Origin of the sequence: Pseudomonas sp. NPDC087336 (assembly GCF_044744285.1) — a bacterium.
GTDB lineage: Bacteria > Pseudomonadota > Gammaproteobacteria > Pseudomonadales > Pseudomonadaceae > Aquipseudomonas.
In genome coordinates this window covers 286,432-309,761 of the sequence record NZ_JBIUYA010000002.1, presented here as the reverse complement: position 1 = coordinate 309,761, position 23,330 = coordinate 286,432, and the positions used below count along the sequence as shown (strand labels likewise).

General features: G+C 60.5%; 17 protein-coding genes and 1 pseudogene. 7 read left to right on the top strand and 11 right to left on the bottom strand.

Features of this window, described 5'->3' with window-relative positions; genetic code table 11:
* Window positions 1-118: 118 nt before the first annotated feature.
* The 4 genes from ACIO0C_RS03810 to ACIO0C_RS03795 all read left to right on the top strand — a co-directional run bounded on the left by ACIO0C_RS03810 (window position 119) and on the right by ACIO0C_RS03795 (window position 1,203).
* Window positions 119-298, top strand: a complete 180-nt coding sequence (locus ACIO0C_RS03810; RefSeq protein WP_401308006.1) for a hypothetical protein — start codon at window positions 119-121, stop codon at window positions 296-298.
* A gap of 200 nt (window positions 299-498) precedes the next feature.
* Entirely contained in the window at window positions 499-621 is a 123-nt protein-coding gene (locus ACIO0C_RS03805; RefSeq protein WP_008066313.1) for a hypothetical protein, read from the top strand.
* Window positions 622-736: 115 nt separating this feature from the next.
* Window positions 737-949: a hypothetical protein gene (locus tag ACIO0C_RS03800; RefSeq protein WP_401308003.1), complete on the top strand. Its 213-nt coding sequence runs from the start codon at window positions 737-739 to the stop codon at window positions 947-949.
* A complete protein-coding gene (locus ACIO0C_RS03795; RefSeq protein ID WP_401308000.1) occupies window positions 946-1,203 on the top strand; it encodes a hypothetical protein in 258 nt (85 codons plus the stop codon). The genes ACIO0C_RS03800 and ACIO0C_RS03795 overlap by 4 nt, the downstream gene beginning before the upstream one ends.
* Before the next feature lie 93 nt (window positions 1,204-1,296).
* On the opposite strand, the gene ACIO0C_RS03790 is transcribed toward ACIO0C_RS03795, so the two are convergent.
* From ACIO0C_RS03790 to ACIO0C_RS03745, 10 genes and pseudogenes are all read right to left on the bottom strand, one after another.
* Window positions 1,297-1,893 carry a glutathione S-transferase gene (locus tag ACIO0C_RS03790; protein ID WP_401307997.1) on the bottom strand — a complete coding sequence of 199 codons (597 nt, stop codon included), beginning with the start codon at window positions 1,891-1,893 and terminating at the stop codon, window positions 1,297-1,299.
* Window positions 1,890-5,531: an AAA family ATPase gene (locus ACIO0C_RS03785; RefSeq protein WP_401307994.1), complete on the bottom strand. Its 3,642-nt coding sequence runs from the start codon at window positions 5,529-5,531 to the stop codon at window positions 1,890-1,892. Before ACIO0C_RS03785 ends, ACIO0C_RS03790 begins: the two co-directional genes overlap by 4 nt.
* Window positions 5,528-6,772, bottom strand: coding sequence for an exonuclease SbcCD subunit D C-terminal domain-containing protein (locus ACIO0C_RS03780; RefSeq protein WP_401307991.1), 1,245 nt, complete (start codon window positions 6,770-6,772; stop codon window positions 5,528-5,530). Before ACIO0C_RS03780 ends, ACIO0C_RS03785 begins: the two co-directional genes overlap by 4 nt.
* A 154-nt stretch (window positions 6,773-6,926) precedes the next feature.
* Window positions 6,927-8,579 (bottom strand): BatD family protein, encoded by a 1,653-nt coding sequence (locus tag ACIO0C_RS03775; protein WP_401307988.1) that lies wholly within the window; start codon window positions 8,577-8,579, stop codon window positions 6,927-6,929.
* Window positions 8,576-10,309, bottom strand: coding sequence for a tetratricopeptide repeat protein (locus ACIO0C_RS03770; RefSeq protein ID WP_401307985.1), 1,734 nt, complete (start codon window positions 10,307-10,309; stop codon window positions 8,576-8,578). The genes ACIO0C_RS03775 and ACIO0C_RS03770 overlap by 4 nt, the downstream gene beginning before the upstream one ends.
* On the bottom strand, window positions 10,306-11,385 hold the full coding sequence (locus tag ACIO0C_RS03765) for a vWA domain-containing protein (RefSeq protein WP_401307982.1): 1,080 nt from the start codon (window positions 11,383-11,385) through the stop codon (window positions 10,306-10,308). The genes ACIO0C_RS03770 and ACIO0C_RS03765 overlap by 4 nt, the downstream gene beginning before the upstream one ends.
* Complete coding sequence (locus ACIO0C_RS03760; protein WP_401307980.1) at window positions 11,378-11,872, bottom strand: DUF4381 domain-containing protein; 495 nt, start codon at window positions 11,870-11,872, stop codon at window positions 11,378-11,380. Before ACIO0C_RS03760 ends, ACIO0C_RS03765 begins: the two co-directional genes overlap by 8 nt.
* A complete protein-coding gene (locus ACIO0C_RS03755) occupies window positions 11,869-12,813 on the bottom strand; it encodes a DUF58 domain-containing protein (protein WP_401307977.1) in 945 nt (314 codons plus the stop codon). The genes ACIO0C_RS03760 and ACIO0C_RS03755 overlap by 4 nt, the downstream gene beginning before the upstream one ends.
* A 5-nt stretch (window positions 12,814-12,818) precedes the next feature.
* The gene (locus ACIO0C_RS03750; RefSeq protein WP_401307974.1) at window positions 12,819-13,778 is read right to left on the bottom strand and encodes an AAA family ATPase; all 960 of its coding nucleotides are present in this window, start codon (window positions 13,776-13,778) and stop codon (window positions 12,819-12,821) included.
* Between the two features lie 261 nt (window positions 13,779-14,039).
* Window positions 14,040-14,239, bottom strand: a pseudogene (locus ACIO0C_RS03745) (hypothetical protein); the annotation flags it as partial.
* Window positions 14,240-14,413: 174 nt separating this feature from the next.
* Here ACIO0C_RS03745 and ACIO0C_RS03740 point away from each other — a divergent pair.
* Window positions 14,414-15,805 (top strand): hypothetical protein, encoded by a 1,392-nt coding sequence (locus tag ACIO0C_RS03740; RefSeq protein ID WP_401307971.1) that lies wholly within the window; start codon window positions 14,414-14,416, stop codon window positions 15,803-15,805.
* Window positions 15,806-15,916: 111 nt separating this feature from the next.
* Here ACIO0C_RS03740 and ACIO0C_RS03735 read toward each other — a convergent pair whose 3' ends face one another.
* Window positions 15,917-16,270, bottom strand: a complete 354-nt coding sequence (locus ACIO0C_RS03735) for a hypothetical protein (protein ID WP_401307969.1) — start codon at window positions 16,268-16,270, stop codon at window positions 15,917-15,919.
* A 193-nt stretch (window positions 16,271-16,463) separates the two neighbouring features.
* Here ACIO0C_RS03735 and ACIO0C_RS03730 point away from each other — a divergent pair, with 193 nt between their 5' ends.
* A complete protein-coding gene (locus tag ACIO0C_RS03730; RefSeq protein WP_401307966.1) occupies window positions 16,464-17,540 on the top strand; it encodes an RHS repeat-associated core domain-containing protein in 1,077 nt (358 codons plus the stop codon).
* A 737-nt stretch (window positions 17,541-18,277) separates the two neighbouring features.
* Window positions 18,278-23,167 carry an NAD-glutamate dehydrogenase gene (locus tag ACIO0C_RS03725; protein ID WP_401307963.1) on the top strand — a complete coding sequence of 1,630 codons (4,890 nt, stop codon included), beginning with the start codon at window positions 18,278-18,280 and terminating at the stop codon, window positions 23,165-23,167.
* Window positions 23,168-23,330: the final 163 nt, after the last annotated feature.

Genomic DNA, 23,330 nt, shown 5'->3' with positions numbered 1-23,330 from the left:
TCAATGAGGGTGATATCTGTAAGTGCTACAAAAGATTTCAAGCTGCTAACCCTCGAGGGTTACGTTTGCTTCACGGCCCCACCGGGCAAGCAAGCCAACCGACTCCGAGGAATACAGCATGAACTTCAATCTCTTCTCCGTAATCGCCGCTTCCGCCATTTCCGCCACCGTGGCCCTGCCAGCCAGCGCCAACGTTGAAATCAACGACAAGAAAACCCACGCCCAGAGCTACACCCAGAAATACCTGCAACAGAGTGCCAACTTCTACGCCGCCCTGGATCACAAAACCCAACACTGAAATTCAAGCCCTGCAGCCTTTATGCAGGAGCGAAGTCACTTGCCGATCGAAGCCCAGGCCGCGAAAGGTGTTGAAGTGATGTCGCTCCTGCATAACGCGTTTGCGACAAGTTAGCCGCCGATGCTTGATATCAGGTGGCCATGCCTCTAAATTTGACGCTGATTTTTTGACTCCTCCTTCTGAAGAAAAGGATTGCCAAAATGACGATGCGTCTTGCCGTGGTGCTGCTGTTCCTCTATTCGACCCCGATCCTGTCTGCCGGGCCCATCCCCGGAGAACCCGACGCTGCCCGCGAGCGCATGATAAGTTTTATTGAAGACTGAGATAGACTGGCTTAATGATCAACGAAGTTGATATTTGCTATGCATCAGACTCGTTGGTTACCGGTGCTTTTTTGATTGATTCTGTGGACTCTGAAACATGTCCACGGAGTTCATCATGGCCAGCACGATCATCACCTCTGCCAAACACGGCGCCTATGTGGCAATCGGTCTTTACCTGGTCATGGTGCTGGTTGTCAGTCTTTCACCGCAGTCGCAGCAGACCGACGAACCGCCGATCCATGTCGCACACCCTGGCATCCAGTTTGAACATCGCGCGCAACAGGCGATGGTCGATCCGGCCGAACTGGCGGGAGTGGGCGGAGCATGAACCGTTGCAAACTTCTGGTTATCGCCTTCCTGGCATTCATTACCAATGGCTTTTCCCTGCTGGGGATCGGGCACGGATCAATAGGCGGGGTGGCACGGGCCATCGAGGCCAACCACAACATCGCGCGCAACATCGAAACGGCCAAGGCCATGGGGATGCTGGCCGGCAACCCGCCGATCACGCCTGATGAAGGTTTTTTCGGACCGTTCCATGTTGATTGCTCGTCCATCGGCATGTGTGAAGTATTAGCCTGACCCATCACGTTCCCTGTAGGAGCCCGGCTTGCCGGCGAAGGCGATCTCGACGACGCCTTCGCCGGCAAGCCGGGCTCCTACAGGGATCGTGTTTTATTTCGCCATCACTGATGTAAACAACGCCGACGCCAGAAACCGCTGCAACCAGTCCTGCAGTCGTCGATACGGCGCCTGCGCGAACCACTGGCGATCGACATGGGCGAATTGCCGTATGAACGGCATCAGCGCCACGTCGGCCAGGGTTGGGTGGTCGGCCAGCAAATAATCGCGACCGTCCAGCAACTCATCCAGCTTACGCAGGAACACCTCGCCCTCGGCGCGGTAAAACGCCATCGGCTGTTCGGGATAGCGTTCGGCGTACTTGTAGCGGTTCAGATGCACCTTGAAGACCTGATCGTTCTCCTCTATCAACGCCGCGATGGCGAGCTGCCCTTGCGGGTCATCCTTGAGCAGCCAGTCCAGCGGATCATGCTGTGCCAAGGCCCAACGCATGATTTCCAGGCTCTCATCGATGACCCGGCCGTCGACGTTCAACACCGGCACTGTGCCTTTGCTCGACAGCGCGAGCATTTCAGCGGGTTTGGCCTTCAGGCTGACTTCGACAATGTCCACGGCCACTTCGCTGTAGCGTAGCGCCATGCGTGCCCGCATGGCGTACGGGCAGCGGCGGAACGAGTAGAGCGTGATCATTTCACCTCCAGGGTGCTCAAGCCGTTGCCCTGGCGGCGGACCTGGATCTGCACCGGAATCCGCTCATGCATTTCCTGCACATGGGAGATCACCGCGACCTTGCGCCCCTGGGCCTGCAGACCATCGAGGGCGTCCATGGCCAATTGCAGGGACTCCGGATCGAGGCTGCCGAAACCTTCGTCGATGAACAGCGATTCGATTTTCAGCGTGCTCGAGGCCATCGATGCCAGGCCCAGCGCCAGGGCCAGCGACACCAGGAACGTCTCGCCGCCGGACAACGAATGCACCGAGCGCAGTTCGTCACCCATCTCGGTGTCCATCACCAGTAAGCCCAGCATGCTGCCGCCGCGCTTGAGGCGGTAGCGCCGCACCAGTTGGCGCAATTGCACGTTGGCGTGGTGCACCAACAGGTCGAGGTTGTAGGCCTGGGCGATCTTGCGGAAGGTGTCGCCGGTGGCCGAACCGATCAGCGCGTTCAAGCGAGCCCAGCGCTGGTACTCGGTGTAGGCGTCGGCGATCTGTTGCGCCAGGGCCTGATTGGCGTTCTGCCGGCGCTGATCCTCAGCCTGTTCGGCCCGCAGCTCGGCGCAGCGTTGCTCGCTGACGCTGAACTGGTTTTGCAATTGGGTGAGCGCGTTGGCCAGTTGCTCGTCATCCAGGTTGCCGTTGTGTTGCGCCTGGTGATCGAGCAAACGCTTGTCGCGCTCCTGTACCAGGACATTGGCCTGTTCGATGGCTTTTTCGCTGAGCTGCAAGCGTTGACGCAGTTCGCTCACATGGGCGTCGTCGACCCGCAGCAGTTGTTCAAGGCCACCGTCATCCAGCTCTGGATGACGGGTGCGCCATTCGGCGATTTTGCCAGCGAGCTCCCGCTGTTCGCTTTCCAGCGCGTGCAAACGTTCTTGCTGCGCCTTGAGTTCGGCAGCGATTCGCACGAGTTGCGTAAGCACATTTTGCAGTTCCGTGGCGGTGCTGGCTTCGGCGTGGCGCGACTGTTCCACTTCCCGCTCAAGCTGCTGCTGCCACTGCTCGGCGCTGCTGTGCGAGCCGAGCAATTGTCCGAGCGCTTGCTGGCTGGCCTGTTGTTGCATGACCAGGGCGTTGAACTGCTGCTCGGCGGTTTGCAATTGTTGCACGCGGGTCTGCTGTCGATCCTGTTCCTTCTCGAGGTTTTGCTGGCGCTGTTGCTGTTCGGCCAGTTCTTCCTTTTGCTGATCGAGTTGCGCCAGGCGCTCGGCGATCTGCCGGTCAAGCTGCATGAAGGTCGCGGCGGGCTCGGTACGAAGCGCTTGCAGGGTATCGGCTGGCAGCAGACTGGCGAAGGCGCTGAGTTCTTCGTTCAGGCGCTGGCGGTCATTGCCCAGTTCACGCTGTTGATTGTCCAGGTGCTGGGCCGCGCTCTGATGCGCGGTTTCGGCGTGGCGCAATTGCTGGGTAAGGCGTGCAGCGTCCTGTTGCAGGGTGAGCAGGGCGGTTTGCCGTTGTTCGTCCTGGGTGATGCTTTGGTTCAGCTGACTGTTTTGCTGGCTGAGCCAGGCGCCGCGTTTGTCGGCATTCTGGTTTTGCAGTGCGGTGGCCAGCGGATGCGCTTGAAGGCTTGGCGCCAGGGTTTGCTGCGCAGTTGCCAGTTGTTCCTGCTGTTGCAGCAGTTCCTTTTGCTGGGCGATCAGTCCGCCCACTTGCGCACGCAGTTCGGTGAGCTTTTCCTTGAGCTGATCGACGGCTTTCTGTGCCGTTGCCTGTTCGCTTTCATCAAAGCGACCCAGGCTTTGCAACAGGGCTTCGGGCTGATGATAAGGATGCTCATGGCTGCCGCAGACCGGGCAGGGGTGGTCATCGAGCAACTGTGCACGCAGTTCCTCGACGCTGGCGCTGCGGGCCAGGCGCTGGCGCTCCAACAGTTCGCGAGTGACGGTCAGGGTCTGCTCGGCGACGGCGAGTTCAGCCTTGGCCTTTACCCCGTCCTGGGTCAGGCGCTCACGTTCCTGTTGCGCAGCGACCTGGCGTTGTTGCAACTCGGCGCCGCGCCGGTCCAGGTCCTGTTGGCTGTCCCACAGCCGGGTCAGGTCTTCGATGGCCCGCAGTTGCTTGCGGTTGTCCTGCAACAGGCTGCCGAGGATGCCGATCTGCTCGGCGACGGCATCCGGCTCGGCACCGGCCTCCTTGAACAACACCTCCAGTTGCTGTTTCTGCGCAGTGAAGGCTTGCGCGGTGCGCACGGCGTTCTGTTCGAGATTCGCCAGTTCCGCCTGACCCTTGTTCAGGCGATTGCCGATCAACATCAGCTGTTGCAGGCGATCACGGTAGGCATTCCAGGCATCGCTCAACGGCGCCAGATCTGCGCTTTGTGCGAGTTCGGCCGCCATGCGCTGTAAGTGTTCGCCAGCCCGGGCCTGTTGTTCGTGCAAGGTTTGAATCGCGTTCTGGCCTTGGGTGCAGGCCTGTTCGGCGCTCTGCCTGGTTTCTGCGCTGAGGGCTGCGTCCTTGGCCAAGTGGGCGAGGGTGCTTTGCTCTTCGAAAGCCTGGCGTAACAGTGGCGCACAGTCGGTTTGCCGTTGCTGTGCTTCGCTCAAGGCGATCCGGGTTGCGCCCAGTTGCTGTTCCAGTAGCGCCTGGCGCTCGCTGAGTTCGCCATGTTGCCGGGTATGCTGGGCAATCTGCTCTGTCAGGGGCGTGAGTAGCGAATCGACCTCGGCCTTGCGGGCGAACTGATGCCGTTGCGGGGCCAGTTGTTCGAGGCGCGTCAGCTTCAAGCGCTCGCCGGCCAGGTTTTCCCAGGTGTGTTGAGCGCTGTGCAATTGTTCGGCAGCGGCCAGTTGCGCGTCATGCAAACGACGCAGTTCTTTAAGCCAGGCATCCTGAAGCTCAAGCTGCTTGAGTTGCGCCTGCTGCAATTTCAGTTGCTGTTGTGCGGCGTGGAAGCGCTCGTCGAGTTCGGCGCGCGCCTCTGGCGTCAGCGGTGTGACACCGCTGGCCTGATCCTGCAGCAGTTTGTGGGCTTCGCGGGTTTCGCGGGTCTTTTCGAAGGCTCGGCGGCCCAAGCGGGTGTAGAGCGCCGTGTCGGTGAGTTTTTCCAGCAGTTCGCTGCGGTCATTGTCATCGGCCTTGAGGAAGGCGCTGAACTCGCTCTGCGCCAGCAGCACGGCCCGGGTGAATTGTTCGAAATTCAGGCCCAGAGCGGCCTCGAGCTGGGTCTTGTATTCACCTTTCTGGCTGGCCAGCAGTTGATCCTGATCGAGGTCGCGCAAACTCTGGCGACTGGCTTGCAGCTTGCCGCCAGCCTTTTCCCGGGCGCGATTAGCTTCCCAGCGCGCGCGATAGCGCCGGCCATCGACGCCGACAAAGTCCACTTCAGCATAGCCTTCGCCGGTGCCGCGACGCAGCAGGGTCCGTGGGTCGCCGGTGCCGATTTCGCCATCGGCGTCCGGCACCTTGGCGTCGCGCCCGGTGTTGTTCAGGCGCGGCACGGCACCGAACAGGGCCAGGCACAACGCGTCGAGCAGGGTGCTCTTGCCCGCGCCGGTGGGGCCGGTGATGGCGAACAGTCCGGCGCTGGCCAGGGGTTCGGCGGTGAAGTCGATTTCAAACGGGCCGGCCAGGGAGGCGAGGTTCTTCAGGCGGATGGCGAGGATCTTCATGGCTGTTCGTCCTCCATCTGCACGTCTTGCAGCAGCTCGGCAAAGTCCTTGAGCGTTTGCTCATCGACCTCGCTGCCGTAGTTGTCCTGCCAGGCGCGGCTGAACAGTTCCTGGGGCGTGAGCTGGTCCAGCTCGATCAACCCGGCGCCGTCATCGGAGCCTTCACGGCTGCCGTTGCCCGCGTATTCGGCGCCGATGCGCACCAGGCGCACGGCTTTGCCCAGCAGGGCGCTTTCCACTTGATGGCGCAAGTCCGGCTGCGGCTCGTCCAGGCGCACCCGCACTTCCAGCCAGGGCTGGCGCTGGTAGTCGGCCAACAGGTCGATGATGGGTAGATCGGCCAGCTGCACCAGGATGTCTGCCAAGGGCGCAGGGCCGATACGCTGCAGGTTGACGGCGCGGGGGATCAATTTCGGTTCGACGCTGACCAGGGTTTCGCCGTCGAGCGTGATGTCGAGAATCTGGTGCTGGTAGCCGATTTCCGAGAACGACAAGGGGATCGGCGAGCCGCTGTAGCGAATGCGCGCCTCACCGTTGACCTTCTGTGGCTTGTGCAAATGCCCCAGGGCGACGTAGCTGATGGTCGGCCCGAACAGGCTGGCGGGCAGGGCCTCGGCGTTGCCGATGATCAGGCTGCGTTCGGAATCCTCCGACACCGAACCACCGGCCATGTGCGCATGGCTGATGGCGATCAGCGCTTGACCGGGCTGGCGCTTGGCATTGGCCGCTGCGATCAGCCATTCGTGCACCTGGCCGATGCCGCGCAGGTAGTCGTCGCCCAGATGCGCGCCGGTGACTTCGGCGGGGCGCAGGAACGGCAGCGCCAGGCACCAGGCGGCAATTTCTCCCCGGGCATCGGGCAGTGGCAGCAACAGGCGTTCGGCGTCCAGTTGCCCGTCATCCAGCCACAGCACCCGACCCAATGCATGGGTCCGCAAACGGCGCATCAAGGGGGCGGGCAGTTCGATCCGCGAACCTGAATCGTGGTTGCCGGCGATCATCACGATGGTCAGCAACGGTTGCTGTTCATGGGCGCTGACGATGAAATCGTAAAGGCGTTCCTGGGCTTTGACCGGCGGGTTGACCGTGTCGAAGATGTCGCCGGCGATCAGCAGCACATTGGGTTGATCCAGCTTGAGCTGGCGCAGCAGCCAGTCGAGAAAACAGCCGTGCTCGAAATCGCGATCCTGGCCGTGCAGATTCTGCCCGAGGTGCCAGTCGGAGGTGTGGAACAGACGCAAGGCGAACTCCGTAGGAAAAAAGGTGATGGCCGCGAGGAAAAATGACAACGGCGAAAGGGGAGAGAGTTTACTGGCAAACGCGCTGGATGTGGTCAGACACTGCGCGTAGACCTGTAGGAGCCGGCTTGCTGCGGGCGGCTCCTACAGGGGGGTGTTACTTCGGATAAAGCGGCGGCAACCCACTGTCCCCGACCGGGTCCTGCACCCGTTCAGCCATCGGAATCGTACGAATCGCCCGCCACAGATCTTCTCCTTGCCAGTGCTGGCCGGTTTCGCTGTAGAGCGCGCCGTTCAGGCCGTCGAGGGCGTCGGACAGGGGGACGAAGCGGGCGGCCATGTCGGCCAGGGTTTCCGGTTGCTGGCGGGCCCAGGCGTCGAGCGCCTGGCGGGTGGCGTGGGAGTCGTTGGCCTGGCAGGCGCGCTTGAGGTCGTCGAGCACGGTGCGTGGGCTCGGGCCGGTTTGTGCCGCACGCTGGATCGCCGGTTGCGAGCGCGCCCGCCACCAGAGGCCGAACCCCAGCAGGGTGGTGCAGGCCAGGATCAGGCTGCTGAGTTTCCAGCGCCAGAGCGTCTCGCTACCGGCACTGTTATCGAGTGCCGAGGTGCCAGCGGGGGTGTCGACCATCAGGCTGGGATTGGCGGCCACCTGCAGGGTCCGGGCGGGCAGGCTGCTGTGCTCCAGATGGTCTTCGAAGGTGTTCCACCAGACCACTTCGACCGAAGGCAACTCTATGGCGCCGCTGCGCGAAGGCACCAGCGCTTCGCGGTCTTCACGGCTGCCGACCAGGCCTCGCTCGCTGTTCTGGTTACCCAGCACCGGTTGATCGGGATAGCGCCGCAACCCGCTGGCCTCGGTACCGGGCAGTGGCGGCAGTTGCGAGCTGGCCAGGCCTTCGGCCTTGACCGTCAGGCTGCGGGTGAGCGAATCACCGACCTGAACGTGTTCCGGTTCCGGGTTCCAGCTTTCGCTGAGTGTCAGGCTGCGAGCCGGCAGCCAGGGCAGGTCGGCAGGGTAGGTGACGGGCTTGGCCTTGACCGTCAACAGCAGTTGACCGGAACTCACGCGCATCAATTTGCCGGATTTCGGCGCCTGGGCGCTGGCGTCCTGGACGGGTTGAGCGTCCACTAGGACGGCATTGAATATCTGCGCCGGAATGATCAGCTCACCGCTGTGTTGCGGGTAGATCGCATAGCGCATCTCGATGACGCCGTGGCGTAGACCGTTGATGTCTTTTTCGTAGGTACGCGACTCGCCCAGCTGTTCGATGCGGGCGTCGGGAATCTGCAAGGGCGGCAGGCTGCTGTCGTCGTACAGCGACACCGAATGGTAGATGCGCAAGGTCAGTACCGCCTGGGCTTGCACGTACACACTGGTTTGATCGAGGCTGGCGTCGATGAATACCGGTGCCTGTTTGTCCGGGGTCGCCTGGGGGGCGCTTTCGACCACTTTCACGGCGATTGGTTGGCTCTGGACCTCGCCCAGCTTGAGCGCGGGGATCACCACGGTGCCATTTTGCAAGGGCAGCAGGGTGATGATCCAGCGGGTGGTGGCCTGGTTGTCGCCGTTGAGTGTGTTCAACTGGTTGACCTGGCGGGTGCCCCGCACGTCGAACATGGGCTCCAGGGGCGTCAGGTCGGGCTTGCCGAACTGGGTCACGTCGTTGGATTCCAGGGTCAGCTCGATCGTCTCGCCGGAGTTCAGGCGAGCCCGGTCGACACTGGCGACCAGCTCGGCTGCCTGGGTCTGCATCACACAGAGCAGCAAGGCGGGCAGCGGGGCAAGCGTGAAGGCGGTGAAGCGGGTCATCGAGTTTTTCCCTGATCCTGATGTTGTTGCTGTTCGTACCAGAATTTGCGTCTGAGCAATTCCCCCGGGTCATCCGGGATCTGCCTTAGCCATTGCTCCAGTGCCTGCTGCTGCTCGCCGTCGATACTGTCGCTGGCCGGGCGCATGGGCGCAACGGTGTACTGTTCGTCTCCCAGTTCGCTGCCCGGGACCTCATTGGTGCCGGGGCGCGGGGGCGTGGTGGCGGAGGGCTCGGTGCTTGCCTGCGCGTGTTCGCCAGCCGTTTCGGGTTCACCGCTTTGCGACGGTTGCGCAGCGTCACTGGGTGGTGCTTGCTGCTCGGCATCGCTGGTCGCCTCATCGACGGCTTTGTCAGGAGGGGGCGCTGCGGCCTTCTGCTTGAGCAGGCTTTCCACCAAGGCCTTGTTGGTCAGCGCCGGGCGCAGATCCGGTTGGCGTTCGAGGGCCTGTTCATAAGCATCCAGTGCCGCCTCCAGCTCGCCACTTTTGGCCAGGGCGTTGCCGCGATTGTAGTGGGCATGGGCATCGTTGCCTTCGGCGAACCGCCGGGCGGCGCCACTGTAGTCGCCGGCTTCGTAGAGGGCAACGCCTTGCCACTGGTGATCTTCGAAGTGCCGCGCCGCCTCAGCCGGGCGTTTCTGCTTGAGCAAGTGCACGCCCTGCTGGTCGGGGCGCAGCCACAGGTCCTGGAAGTCGAAGGCATAACCCGGCTGCGGCAGCATCAGCAACAGCGGCAGGCAGAGCAACCAGCCGCGCCGACCGGCGCACGCCGCCAGCAACAGCAACGGCAATAGCAACCAGTAGCCCTGGTCTGCCCAGGTGTCGAGGCGCAGGGTTTGGCCGTTGTCGCGCAGGTCGCGCGGACTGTCGAACAGGCCGAGGGCGCGCAGGTCGGCATCGCTCAGGCGTGCGCGGCGATAGCGTCCGTCCAGGTCATTGACGAAGGATTTCAAGCCAGGCTCGTCCAGGCGCGACACGAGAATCGCCCCCTGTTCATCCTTGAGGAAACTGCCATCTTCCTGGGTAATGGGCGCACCTTCGGCGGTGCCGATGCCGAGCATCAGCAAGGGTGTCGATTTGCCGCTCAAGGCCTGGCGGATGCCCAGGCGCTCCTGTTCGCTCAGGGTGGTGCCGATCAACAGGATCCGGCCGTCGCCCAGTGCGGCCTGATCCAGCAAGGCCAATGCCTTGAGCACCGCCAGGTCGGCGCGATGTCCGGCTTCAGGCATCAACGACGGCTTGAGCGCATCGAGCAGGTTGCGGCTGGTGGACAGGTCGTCCGACAGCGGAACCAGGGTGTGGGCGCTGCCAGCGAAGACAACGATCGCAGTCTGTGCATCGTTGCGGCTTTGCAGTAGATCGAAGAGTTTGCGCCGAGCCTGCTCCAGGCGGTTTGGCTGAACGTCGGTGGCGAGCATTTGCGGGGTCAGCTCAAGGATCACCACCAAAGGGTCGGCGGGTTTCTGGCTGGACTGTTCGACGCGGGAAAAGCTCGGCCCGAGCAATGCGACGACGGCGATCATCCAGGCCACGCCCAGGGCAACCCACGGCAGCTTGCTTTCGCGCCCGCTGCCGCCACTGAGCAACGTCGCATGGAACGCCGGTGGCAGGATCATCTGCCAGCGCCCGGCGCGTTTCTGCCGGTGCCACAGTTGCCAGAGCAGCCAGCCAAGCAGCGGCAGCAACAGCAGCCACCACGGGCGGAACCAGTACGGCCAGAGATCGCTCATCGGCGCCTCCGCAGGCGCAGGCGTTTGAGGCGCTGGCGCCAGTCAGGCAATTGCGTTTGCAAGAACAGGTCCTTGTTGAACAGTCGATGCAGCGGGTTATCCGGCCACAGCACGCGCACCACCAGCAGCATGCTCAGCAACAACGCCAGCGCCAGCGGCCAGTGATACAACGCCTGGGCCGGGCGGGCCTGGGTCGGTTGCTGGGTCACAGGCTCCAGTTGGTCGAGGATGGCCTTGATCGATTGCAGCTGCTTGCCGTCTTGAGCGCGAAAGTACTGGCCGCCGGTGGCGTCGGCGATGTCTTTCAAGGTGGGTTCGTCAAGATCCAGGCTCGGATTGATCCCCAGGAAACCCGGTGTGCCACTTTGTTCCGGGTCGGCGCCGATGCCGATCGGGTAGATTTTCACGCCTTCCCTGGCCGCCAGGCGCGCGGCGGTGAGCGGATCGATTTCACCACCGTTGTTGGCGCCATCGGTCACCAGGATCAACACGCGACTTTGTGCCGGACGTTGCCGCAGACGCTTGACGGCCAGGCCAATGGCGTCGCCGATGGCGGTGTTCTTGCCGGCGATGCCGATGCGCGCCTCGTCGAGCCAGACACGCACGGTATGCCGGTCAAACGTCAGGGGCGCCTGCACGTACGCCCGGCTGCCGAACAGGATCAGGCCGACCCGGTCGCCGTCGCGACTTTCGAGGAAATCGCCGAGCAAATGCTGGACCAGCGTGAGGCGGCTGACGTCATCGTCCTGCCACTGCATGTCGGGAAAGTCCATTGAGCCGGACACATCCACCGCCACCAGCAGGTCGCGACCACTGGCGGCAATCGGCAGCGGTTCGCCGAGCCATTGCGGGCGCGCCGCGGCACTCAACAGCAGCAACCACAGCAGCAGGAACGGTGCCTGTTGGCGCCAGGCGGGCAGGTTGGCGCGGGCGCGGCGCCGGGCGAGACCTTCGAGGTCGCTGAGGAAGCTGACCTTGAGCGCCGGTTCGCCACTGTCGGCCACCGGCAACAGTGCCCGCATCAACCAGGGCAGCGGCAGCAGGGCGAAAATCCACGGCCAGGCGAACTCAAACATGTTTGCGAATCCAGGTGTCGACCGCCTGGGTCAAGCCGGCGATGGCCTTGTCGTCAAGCTTGCATTCGGGTTTGTAGGCGCCTTCGACCAGCACCATCCAGCGGGTCAGGCCGGCAGCGGGGCAGCGGTTATCGAGAAACGCCAGCCATTTGCGGCCATTGAGGGTATGGCTCTGGCTATAGGGATAATGGTTGCGGCATAGACGCTTGAGCAGGCCATTGAGCTGCTGCAGCCAGGCACCGGCGGGCGCACCATCATAAGGTTTGGGCATGCGCGCCAGTTCGGCCAGGGCGGCCACGCGCACCGGGTCCAGGGGTTGTTCAACGGGCGCGACCGGCGGCTTGCCAGGCAACAGGTACCGCAGTTTCCACAGGCCAAAGCCGATGGCCGGCAGCAACAGCAGCAGCAACCACCAGCCCGGAGCCGGCGGCCAGAAACCCACGGGGGGTGGGGAAATCAGGGGTTGCAGTTGCTCGAGACCGTTCATCGACCTTTTCCCGGCTTCTGTGGGTTGAGGTACTCGCGCAGTTGCTCGACCATTTCACTTTGCGTGCTCAATGGCATCAGCAACACCCGCAGCTTTTGCGCCAGCAACTCCCAGCGGGCGATGCGGGCTTCGGCCTGGGCGCGATACGTCTGGCGCAGGTCGAAATTGAGCGTGTCGAGCTCCAGTTGTGCGCCACGCTCGGCGAAACGCAACAATCCGGCGGCGGGCAGGGCATGGTCCAGCGGATCGGACACCGGCAACAGCAACAGGTCGCAATGGCGCGACAGCAGGCTCAGCTGTTGTTCTGCGCTTTCGGACAAGGCTCGCTCGTCGCAAATCACGATCGCCAGGCTGCCGGGCCGCAGCACTTCGCGCGCGCGGCGCAGGGCAATGCCGAAGGCATCGCGGTCGGGCTCGGTTTCGGTGTGCAGAGACTGGTTGACCCGTACCAGGCGGTTGAGCAACTGCAGCAGGCTCTGTTTGCTGCGCCGTGGCTTGATTTCGTAGTGCTCATTGTCGCCGAACACCAGGCCGCCAACCCGGTCGTTATGCCCCAGCGCGGCCCAGCCAATCAGGCTCGCGGCCTGGGCGGCGAGCACCGACTTGAACATCAGCCCCGAGCCGAAAAACAATCGACGGCTCTGTTCGACCATGATGAAAATCGGCCGCTCCCGTTCCTCGTGGAACAGCTTGGTGTGGGGCTCCTGGGTCCGGGCGGTGACGCGCCAGTCGATGCTGCGCACGTCGTCGCCGGCCTGATAGACGCGCACCTGGTCAAAGTCCACGCCACGGCCCCGCAGCTTGGAGTGGTGCAGGCCAATCAGCGGGCTGCGCTGGCTAGGCGTCGAAAACAGCTGCACTTCACGCACGCGATGGCGCATCTCGATCAACTCGGCGAGGCTGACACGGATGCCCGGCTCGGACGGCAAAATGGCGTTCATCGGGGTCAAGCGACAGCTACGACGTCGAGAATCCGCTGGACCACGCGGTCCTGGTCGATACCGGCGGCTTCGGCTTCAAAGGAAAGAATGATGCGGTGGCGCAACACATCGAACAGTACCGCCTGGATGTCTTCGGGGCTGACGAAGTCACGACCGGCCAGCCAGGCGTGGGCGCGGGCGCAACGATCCAGGGCAATCGAACCGCGGGGGCTGGCGCCATAGGCGATCCATTCGGCCATTTCCGGATCGAACTTGGACGGGGTGCGCGTGGCCATGACCAGTTGCACCAGGTATTCCTCCACGGCGTCAGCCATATACAGGCCGAGGATCTCCTTGCGCGCGGCGAAGATCGCCTGCTGGCTGACCCGGCGTTCGGGCTTGGTTTCGCCGTTCAAGGCTTCGCCACGGGCTTGTTGCAGGATGCGGCGTTCGACAGCCGCGTCCGGAAAACCGATTTTCACGTGCATCAGGAAACGGTCCAGCTGCGCTTCGGGCAGGGGATAGGTGCCCTCCTGCTCGATCGGGTTCTGCGTGGCCATCACCAGGAACAACGGCGACAGCTCATAGGTGCTGCGCCCGACACTGACCTGGCGCTCACCCATGGCTTCGAGCAATGCCGATTGAACCTTGGCCGGGGCGCGGTTGATTTCGTCCGCCAGCACCAGGTTATGGAAGATCGGGCCTTGCTGGAACACGAAGCTGCCGGTTTCCGGACGATAGATCTCGGTACCGGTGATGTCGGCAGGCAACAGGTCGGGGGTGAACTGGATGCGATGGAACTGCGCTTCGATGCCTTCTGCCAATTCCTTGATGGCCTTGGTCTTGGCCAGGCCAGGGGCACCTTCGACCAGCATGTGGCCGTCGGCAAGCAAGGCGATGAGCAAGCGCTCGATGAGTTTTTCCTGGCCGAGAATCTGCGTTGAAAGAAAGGTTCGCAGCGCTAGCAGCGCTTCACGATGTTCCATCGATGACTGTTCCTGGAAAGGGTGACCGAAGACGTTCGAATAACGCCAGGGCTGGGGGCGTTACTTTAATCCATCGCGGGGGGCGGCGACTAACGGCATTTTGTGCAAAGTGCGGGAAATGATTGGCGAAACGGTACAGATCGTTCCCACGCTCTGCGTGGGAATGCCTCAAGGGACGCTCCGCGTTCCAATGGGACGCAGAGCGTCCCGGGCTGCATTCCCACGCAGAGCGTGGGAACGATCAGTGGCGGAAGGGAGGAATCAGCTAAGTTCGCTGATATAGGTCCCGGTCCCCTTCAGAATGTTTTGCAAAGTGTCTTCCACCTCAGCCAGATCACTCTCAGCAGTGCTATGGGTGATCTCCAGCACATCATCCCCATTCAACGCATCGGCATGCGCAGCAGCGATTTCGATCTTCAGCAGGGTAGGGCTTAGGGTGACGACTAGCCATCCAGGGTGTTTCTTCGAATGATGAGAGAAATTTCTGTCAAATTTGTTCCCGCTTGAAGTACGAAATTTCTGATTGGGTCGCGAGAGCATAGTTTTCCTCTGTCCAGCTTGATTCTATTGCCTTAATTTGGCGGCTTGGAAGCAAGGGAATGCATTGGAAAATAACCAACAAAGGACCTCTTCAGATGAGTCAGTATTTCCCGTGGGCGCCTGAGATCAGGCACTTGACCGAGCAACAAGTGGAGGAGATATACCAGCGCTATCTAAAGGGTGAAAAAAGTGCAGCATTGATCAGCGAGTTCAATATTCCGGGGAATGTCCGCAGCTTGTTGAGGGTGCTGCCGCCCATCATCAGCAAAGATTTGACATGCCCCTACTGCGAGTTGCCGATGTGGGTGCGTCGACAGCCAAGGTACACCCCGGGCTCACTTCGTGAGCCATTTAAATGTGTTAGTTGCGATCACCGTCATATCGTAGTGGGCCATGGTCGGCAAACGCGATGTTCTTGCACCGAGTGTTACAGGATCCGACAACTGGAAATCGCTGAACAGGCACATCGTGAGCGCCGTGAACTGGAGCAACGCTACGGAGCACCCAGTCCGCCGGTACCTTTCGCTTCATTGAGCTTCGTCCAGAAACTGGTATTACTCGCCCTGTTGGATGATGGACGCGCCGCAGGCGACGAAAGTATTGCACCGCTGGATGCCACGTCGAGAGGTGAACCGCTGTCCCCCAGTAATGAGTCCAGTCGGGAACTGGTTAAAGACCTCCACGAGCAGGGTGTGTTGTCAGTCGATCTGGAGTCGGATATCAGCGCTTTTGACCGATCATCCGGATGTCGGATCAACAACTTTTTTGCCGTTGGCTGGATTCCCAATGTTGCACTGGAGCCCGGTTTACGTTGTTCCCGCGACTCTCTGTATACAGCCCTCTATAATGAGCTGTCCGCGAGCGTGCAGCCTGTATGGAAAAGCGAGCTTTATGCATTGATGTTCCGTCTGGCGCGGGAGGAATCGCTGCAATACATTCATGTACTGGCTAACGAAGTGAATTTTGTCTTCAGTGCCGAAGGCAGTGCGAAAACCGTGATTGGGCAGCTTTTGCAGAATTTTTCGGTGAGTCACATTTATTACTTTGCGCGATTGGCTGTGAAGAATGCGGCGCATTTTTATGCGACTGGCAATTCCAAGGGGCGAACACACGCCTCCAATACCATTCCGCGCAATATGCTGCGCACGTCGCAGGATGCCCTGGCGCGCGGCTGGCGCAAGACCGGCTATCGCGATTCTCGGGTACCGCAAGCGGCATTGCAGCGTTTGTTGTATGACGTGGTGCTCAAGGACAGCGGGGCTGGTTTCTCCAACTCACCGGGGCTCTATTGGCGGGATGAGCTGGTACCGCGGTTTTTTTCCGCAGCCATGGCACGGGATGTCCTGACAGGGAATTTGCAGCTATTTTGTCGTGAGTGTGATTCAAGCAACATCGACGCCAGTATGGACAAGATGACCGTACAGACGATGTGTTACGACTGTGCCACTGTGAGTAAATTTCAAGCTATCGAAGACTTGATCGACTAGTCCGGTCGCTCTTTCAAGTTAATCACGCGAGCAGGCTCACTCCTACAATTGATCGTCGTACACCATCAATGTAGGAGTGAGCCTGCTCGCGATGAGGGCAGATCAAACACCTCAAATCTGGCTGATAAAGGTGCCAGTACCATCGAGAATATTCTTCAAGGTCAGCTCGACTTCCGCCAGATCCACCATGTCTGGGTTAAACGTGATCTCCAGCACATCATCCCCATTCAACGCATCGGCATCCGCCGCCGCGATCTCGATCTTCAGCAGGGTAGGGCCGAGGGTGACTTTCACGCCGTCGAGGGTCGATGGCTCGCCATCGAGGGTGATTTCCAGCTCGTCTTCATCCGGGTAACGGCTCATCAGGAACATTTCGCCCTTGTCGCTGTGACAGCAGAGCATGGCCATGTTGTCTTCTTCGTCGTCGCATGGGTTGACGATCAAGAGGGCGGTAGTCATTTGCATTTGAGTAGTCCTGACGCTGGGCGTGTTTATGGCAGACAAATTGTCATTTTGCCATTGGAATGGATTTATTGCTGGGTTGTGTCTGCTCAATGACGAATTCAGGTGGATCCGCTATCAGTTCTGCTAGTAGCCACAGCCCCGAGATACTTCGATAATCAAGGCCCTAAGGAAATGGTCGAGTGGGTCGCCCTCCATGGTCAGTGAACAGAAAAAGCCTCTTGCCCGCTATCAATATGACGCATTGGACCGACTAACCGGCCACTATCAGGCCGACCGGGTCGTGTGCCAACGTTTTTACTGTGAAAACCTCCTGTCTTGCGAAACTCAAGGCGCAGTTGGGCGTTCGATATTTCAGTACGAAGATCGGATTTTGGCGCAGCACAATCATGACAATAATCTGCGCGAGAGCGCATTGATGTCCACTGACCTGCAATGCTCCATATTGAGTTTGTTAAATTCCCAGTTTCCATGTTCCAAAGGTTACTCTCCATACGGCTATCAGCCTTTCGCAGGCGGCTTATCCAGTTTGTTAAGTTTCACCGGTCAACGGCCGGATCCGGTGACGGGGCATTATTTGCTGGGCAACGGTTATCGGGGATTCAATTCTGTGTTGATGCGATTCAATAGTCCCGACAATCTGAGTCCATTTGGAAAAGGTGGGATGAATTCATATGCCTACGGTCTAGGTGATCCAATTAATCGGATAGATCCTACGGGGCACATATCCTTAAGTTTAATTTCTAGAATACAGGCAAAATACCGCTCCTTCAGATCCGGTCTGCATGTTAAACGTCAGGAAAATCCCACTCAGATCGCTCCGGGAATATTCACATATACAGATAAGTATAAAGGCGGGAGGAGGGTCACTTTTGAAGCCCATGGGCTACCCAATGTAGTCCAAACCAGCGAAGGAAAATTCTTAGGGCCGGAACAACTCTATAATGTTGCAAAAAAACATGGTATTCATGCCGATCGTTATGATCATGTTCGACTTTTAACTTGTCATTCTGCCGAACCGCTGAATGGAGAGAAGTACTCGTTTGGGGAGCAGTTTGCGCTTATTTCCGGCCGGCCTGTGAAAGCTTACTATGGCAAGGTTTTAGCTTCTGTTATTCCTGAGGAAGTGGCTGCTAGCCCAGTAGGTCAACACTTTAAAGGCCCCTTCTATTTATGGATGAATAAAGAAAAATTTGGCGATGGCGCTCGCTTTCGTTCCGCTATTTTCAGGCCGGAAGAAATAGTCAGAGAATACGCTGGCATTAGGAAATAGGCGGTATGGATAGGATGTTCCCACAATCGTCGACTTCAATCGACTTGTGTAACCATGTGTCCAGCACCATCCTTGACAACATGCTCCGTATAGTGCAGCGCGCCCTGGCCAGCAATTAGCGTAAGCATGCCATTTTTTCCCAGCGCCACGTTCGGTGCGGGTCTGATGGGATGCCCGCAATTATTTTGCCAAGCCGCGATTCAAACAACGTCGAAGTGAAATAGACAAAGTTACGTTGCAGATGTTGTGTCACGACTGCGCGGCGGTCAGGGAATACCAGGCATCTGAGGATCTGATTGACTGATCAGCATGCCAGTTGTGTGACTGGCGGCGTGCCTGCGGTCATTACGGGTGCGCACGCGGCATATTTGCTGCTTAAATCATCTATTTTTCCCCATGGCTGCTAGTGTTATCCGGTGCAACCGGTGCGAGTTACGTACCGTTGACCGAATATGTCGCAGCACCGCAAGCAGGGGCCTTGCCGCACTCGTTAAGCTGCGCAACGGATGAGCACCCGTAAAGGCATTGCGTGCCCGCAGCCCAGTCGCTTTTGCAGATGCCCATTCACGGAAGGTGAATGTGACCCGAGCGTCTCGTTTAGCTTCACCCACCTGTCACCCTGTTTCCTCTGCCCGAGAATCAGGAACAGGGTGACGGATAGCTTTGAAACATAGCCCCGAACAGGGGTGTTTCGCGCGACGCTTCCATCAATAACAAGCCCAAGCGGAGTACCACAGATGGCGTTCTTCACCGCAGCCAGCAAAGCCGACTTCCAGCACCAACTGCAAGCGGCACTGGCGCAGCACATCAGTGAACAGGCACTGCCACAAGTGGCGCTGTTCGCTGAACAATTCTTCGGCATCATTTCCCTGGATGAACTGACCCAACGTCGGTTGTCTGACCTCGCTGGCTGTACCCTTTCTGCGTGGCGCCTGCTTGAGCGCTTCGATCACGCGCAGCCGCAAGTGCGCGTCTACAACCCCGATTACGAACGCCACGGCTGGCAGTCGACCCACACCGCGGTCGAAGTGCTGCACCATGACCTGCCGTTTCTGGTGGATTCGGTGCGTACCGAGCTGAACCGCCGCGGCTACAGCATCCACACCCTGCAAACCACCGTGCTGAGCGTGCGTCGTGGCAGCAAGGGCGAGTTACTGGAAATCCTGCCCAAAGGCACCCAGGGCGATGACGTGCTGCACGAGTCGCTGATGTACCTGGAAATCGACCGGTGCGCCAATCCGGCCGAACTGAACGTGCTGAGCAAAGAGCTGGAGCAGGTACTCGCTGAAGTGCGCGTTGCGGTTGGCGATTTCGAACCGATGAAAGCCAAGGTGCAGGAAATCCTCACCAACTTGGACAACAGCCAGTTCGCCATCGATGCCGACGAAAAGAGCGAAATCAAGGGTTTCCTCGAATGGCTGGTGGGCAACCATTTCACCTTCCTGGGCTACGAAGAGTTCGTGGTCAGCGATGAAGCCGACGGCGGCCACATCGTCTATGACAAGGACTCCTTCCTTGGCCTGACCAAACTGCTGCGCGCCGGCCTGACCTACGATGACCTGCGCATCGAAGACTACGCCGTGAACTACCTGCGCGAACCGACCCTGCTGTCGTTCGCCAAGGCCGCGCACCCAAGCCGTGTGCACCGTCCAGCTTACCCGGACTACGTGTCGATCCGTGAAATCGATGCCAACGGCAAGGTCATCAAGGAATGCCGCTTCATGGGCCTGTACACCTCCTCGGTGTATGGCGAGAGCGTGCGGGTCATCCCGTACATCCGCCGCAAGGTCGCGGAAATCGAACGCCGTTCGGGCTTCCAGGCCAAGGCCCACCTGGGCAAGGAACTGGCACAGGTGCTCGAAGTGCTGCCGCGCGACGATCTGTTCCAGACCCCGGTGGACGAGCTGTTCAGCACTGTGATGTCGATCGTGCAGATCCAGGAACGCAACAAGATCCGCGTGTTCCTGCGCAAGGACCCGTACGGTCGCTTCTGCTACTGCCTGGCCTACGTGCCGCGTGACATCTACTCCACCGAAGTGCGCCAGAAGATCCAGCAAGTGCTGATGGATCGACTCAAGGCCTCGGATTGCGAGTTCTGGACCTTCTTCTCCGAGTCCGTGCTGGCCCGCGTGCAACTGATTCTGCGCGTCGACCCGAAAAACCGCATCGACATCGACCCGCAGCAACTGGAAAACGAAGTGATCCAGGCGTGCCGCAGCTGGCAGGACGATTACTCGGCCTTGACCGTCGAAACCTTCGGCGAAGCCCATGGCACCAACGTGCTGGCCGACTTCCCGAAAGGCTTTCCGGCCGGTTACCGCGAGCGTTTCGCAGCGCATTCGGCTGTGGTCGACATGCAGCACCTGCTGAACCTCAACGAAAAAAATCCGCTGGTGATGAGCTTCTACCAGCCACTGGGCCAGGTCGGTCAGCGTGAGCTGCATTGCAAGCTGTACCACGCCGATACCCCGTTGGCCCTGTCCGACGTCCTGCCGATCCTGGAAAACCTCGGCCTGCGCGTGCTGGGTGAGTTCCCGTACCGCCTGCGTCACAACAGTGGCCGCGAGTTCTGGATTCACGACTTCGCCTTCACCGCAGCCGAAGGCCTGGACCTGGACATCCAGCAACTCAACGACACCCTGCAGGACGCGTTCGTCCACATCGTGCGCGGCGATGCCGAAAACGATGCGTTCAACCGCCTGGTACTGACCGCCGGCCTGCCATGGCGCGACGTGGCGCTGCTGCGTGCGTACGCCCGTTACCTCAAGCAGATTCGCCTGGGCTTCGACCTGGGCTACATCGCCAGCACCCTGAACAACCACACCGACATCGCCCGCGAGTTGACCCGGTTGTTCAAGACCCGTTTCTACCTGGCGCGCAAGCTCAGCAGCGACGACCTCGAGCAGCGTCTGGAACATGCGATCCTGACTGCACTGGACGACGTTCAGGTGTTGAACGAAGACCGCATCCTGCGTCGCTACCTGGACCTGATCAAGGCCACCCTGCGCACCAACTTCTATCAGACTGACGCCAACGGCCATAACAAGTCGTACTTCAGCTTCAAGTTCAACCCGCACTTGATTCCTGAACTGCCCAAGCCTGTGCCGAAGTTCGAAATCTTCGTCTACTCGCCACGCGTCGAAGGCGTGCACCTGCGCTTCGGCAACGTGGCCCGTGGTGGCCTGCGCTGGTCCGACCGTGAAGAAGACTTCCGTACCGAAGTCCTGGGTCTGGTAAAAGCCCAGCAAGTGAAGAACTCGGTCATCGTGCCGGTGGGCGCCAAGGGCGGCTTCCTGCCGCGTCGCCTGCCACTGGGCGGCAGCCGTGACGAGATCGCGGCCGAGGGCATTGCCTGCTACCGCATCTTCATTTCCGGCCTGCTGGACATCACCGACAACCTCAAGGACGGCGCGCTGGTTCCGCCGGCCAACGTCGTGCGTCATGACGACGATGACCCGTACCTGGTGGTTGCCGCGGACAAAGGCACCGCAACCTTCTCCGACATCGCCAACGGCATCGCCATCGACTACGGCTTCTGGCTGGGTGATGCGTTTGCATCCGGTGGTTCGGCCGGTTACGACCACAAGAAAATGGGCATCACCGCCAAGGGCGCGTGGGTTGGCGTACAACGCCACTTCCGCGAGCGCGGCATCAATGTCCAGGAAGACAGCATCACCGTGGTGGGCGTCGGCGACATGGCCGGTGACGTGTTCGGTAACGGCTTGTTGATGTCCGACAAGCTGCAACTGGTCGCGGCGTTCAACCACCTGCACATCTTCATCGACCCGAACCCGAACCCGGCGACCAGCTTCGCCGAGCGTCAGCGCCTGTTCGACCTGCCACGTTCGGCCTGGTCGGATTACGACACCAGCATCATGTCCGAAGGCGGCGGTATCTTCTCCCGTAGCGCCAAGAGCATCGCGATTTCCCCGCAGATGCAGGAACGCTTCGACATCCAGGCCGACAAGCTGACCCCGACCGAACTGCTCAACGCCTTGCTCAAGGCACCGGTGGACCTGTTGTGGAACGGCGGTATCGGTACTTACGTCAAGGCCAGCAGCGAAAGCCACGCCGATGTGGGCGACAAGGCCAACGATGCACTGCGCGTGAACGGCAACGAACTGCGCTGCAAAGTGGTGGGCGAGGGCGGTAACCTCGGCATGACCCAGCTGGGTCGTGTGGAATTCGGCCTCAATGGTGGCGGTTCCAACACCGACTTCATCGACAACGCCGGTGGTGTGGACTGCTCCGACCACGAAGTAAACATCAAGATCCTGCTGAACGAAGTGGTTCAGGCCGGCGACATGACCGACAAGCAGCGCAACCAGTTGCTGGCGAGCATGACCGACGAAGTCGGTGGCCTGGTGTTGGGCAACAACTACAAGCAGACCCAGGCACTGTCCCTGGCAGCCCGTCGTGCCTTGCCGCGGATTGCCGAATACAAGCGCCTGATGAACGATCTGGAAGGTCGCGGCAAGCTGGATCGCGCCATCGAGTTCCTGCCGGCTGAAGAGGCGATCAACGAGCGCGTCGCGGCGGGCCATGGCCTGACCCGTGCCGAGCTGTCGGTGCTGATCTCCTACAGCAAGATCGACCTCAAGGAGCAGCTGCTGGGCTCCCTGGTGCCGGACGACGACTACCTGACCCGCGACATGGAAACCGCTTTCCCGCCGACCCTGGTGAGCAAGTTCTCCGAAGCCATGCGCCGTCACCGCCTGAAGCGCGAAATCGTCAGCACCCAGATCGCCAACGATCTGGTCAACCACATGGGCATCACCTTCGTTCAGCGACTCAAGGAGTCGACCGGCATGAGCCCGGCGAACGTGGCCGGCGCCTACGTGATCGTGCGTGACATTTTCCATCTCCCGCACTGGTTCCGTCAGATTGAAAACCTGGACTACAAGGTTTCCGCCGACGTGCAACTGGAGCTGATGGACGAGCTGATGCGCCTGGGCCGTCGCGCCACGCGCTGGTTCCTGCGTGCCCGTCGCAACGAGCAGAACGCTGCCCGTGACGTCGCGCATTTCGGTCCGCACCTGGCGGCGCTGGGCCTCAAGCTCGACGAACTGCTCAGTGGCGAGATCCGCGAAACCTGGCAGACCCGTTATCAGGCGTACGTCGCAGCCGGTGTGCCGGAGTTGCTGGCACGCATGGTGGCTGGCACCACGCACCTGTACACCCTGCTGCCGATCATCGAGGCCTCCGACGTGACCGGCCAGGACCCTGCGGACGTGGCCAAGGCCTACTTCGCCGTGGGCAGTGCGCTGGACATCACCTGGTACCTGCAACAGATCAGTGCCCTGCCGGTGGAAAACAACTGGCAGGCCCTGGCCCGTGAAGCGTTCCGCGATGACGTCGACTGGCAGCAACGTGCGATCACCATCTCGGTCCTGCAAGAGGGCAACGGCACCCAGGACGTGGAAACACGCCTGGCGTCGTGGATGGCGCAGCACGAAAGCATGATCGGACGCTGGCGCGCCATGCTGGTGGAGATTCGTGCCGCCAGCGGTACGGACTACGCCATGTACGCGGTAGCCAACCGCGAGTTGCTGGACCTGGCGTTGAGCGGGCAGGCGGTGGTGCCTGTCACTGCCAGCGCCAGCGCCGAGCTGGAACCGGCGGCCTGATCAGGCGCTGAATGAAAAAGCCCCGCATTGAGAGATGCGGGGTTTTTTTTGCCGGATGTTTTTTTAGAGCCTGTTCCGGCCTCTTCGCGGGCAAGCCCGCTCCCACAGGTGACCGAGTATTTCCAAAAAAACGCGATCCACTGTGGGAGCGGGCTTGGCCGCG

Excerpts from the sequence above, each read along its gene's own strand:
- ACIO0C_RS03725 (WP_401307963.1), top strand. The coding sequence starts at position 18,278 with ATGGCGTTCTTCACCGCAGCCAGCAAAGCCGACTTCCAGCACCAACTG.
- ACIO0C_RS03795 (WP_401308000.1), top strand. The coding sequence starts at position 946 with ATGAACCGTTGCAAACTTCTGGTTATCGCCTTCCTGGCATTCATTACC.
- ACIO0C_RS03740 (WP_401307971.1), top strand. The coding sequence starts at position 14,414 with ATGAGTCAGTATTTCCCGTGGGCGCCTGAGATCAGGCACTTGACCGAG.
- ACIO0C_RS03775 (WP_401307988.1), bottom strand. The coding sequence starts at position 8,579 with ATGACCCGCTTCACCGCCTTCACGCTTGCCCCGCTGCCCGCCTTGCTG.
- ACIO0C_RS03800 (WP_401308003.1), top strand. The coding sequence starts at position 737 with ATGGCCAGCACGATCATCACCTCTGCCAAACACGGCGCCTATGTGGCA.
- ACIO0C_RS03760 (WP_401307980.1), bottom strand. The coding sequence starts at position 11,872 with ATGAACGGTCTCGAGCAACTGCAACCCCTGATTTCCCCACCCCCCGTG.
- ACIO0C_RS03755 (WP_401307977.1), bottom strand. The coding sequence starts at position 12,813 with ATGAACGCCATTTTGCCGTCCGAGCCGGGCATCCGTGTCAGCCTCGCC.
- ACIO0C_RS03770 (WP_401307985.1), bottom strand. The coding sequence starts at position 10,309 with ATGAGCGATCTCTGGCCGTACTGGTTCCGCCCGTGGTGGCTGCTGTTG.
- ACIO0C_RS03805 (WP_008066313.1), top strand. The coding sequence starts at position 499 with ATGACGATGCGTCTTGCCGTGGTGCTGCTGTTCCTCTATTCGACCCCG.
- ACIO0C_RS03750 (WP_401307974.1), bottom strand. The coding sequence starts at position 13,778 with ATGGAACATCGTGAAGCGCTGCTAGCGCTGCGAACCTTTCTTTCAACG.
- ACIO0C_RS03730 (WP_401307966.1), top strand. The coding sequence starts at position 16,464 with ATGGTCAGTGAACAGAAAAAGCCTCTTGCCCGCTATCAATATGACGCA.
- ACIO0C_RS03790 (WP_401307997.1), bottom strand. The coding sequence starts at position 1,893 with ATGATCACGCTCTACTCGTTCCGCCGCTGCCCGTACGCCATGCGGGCA.
- ACIO0C_RS03735 (WP_401307969.1), bottom strand. The coding sequence starts at position 16,270 with ATGCAAATGACTACCGCCCTCTTGATCGTCAACCCATGCGACGACGAA.
- ACIO0C_RS03810 (WP_401308006.1), top strand. The coding sequence starts at position 119 with ATGAACTTCAATCTCTTCTCCGTAATCGCCGCTTCCGCCATTTCCGCC.
- ACIO0C_RS03785 (WP_401307994.1), bottom strand. The coding sequence starts at position 5,531 with ATGAAGATCCTCGCCATCCGCCTGAAGAACCTCGCCTCCCTGGCCGGC.
- ACIO0C_RS03765 (WP_401307982.1), bottom strand. The coding sequence starts at position 11,385 with ATGTTTGAGTTCGCCTGGCCGTGGATTTTCGCCCTGCTGCCGCTGCCC.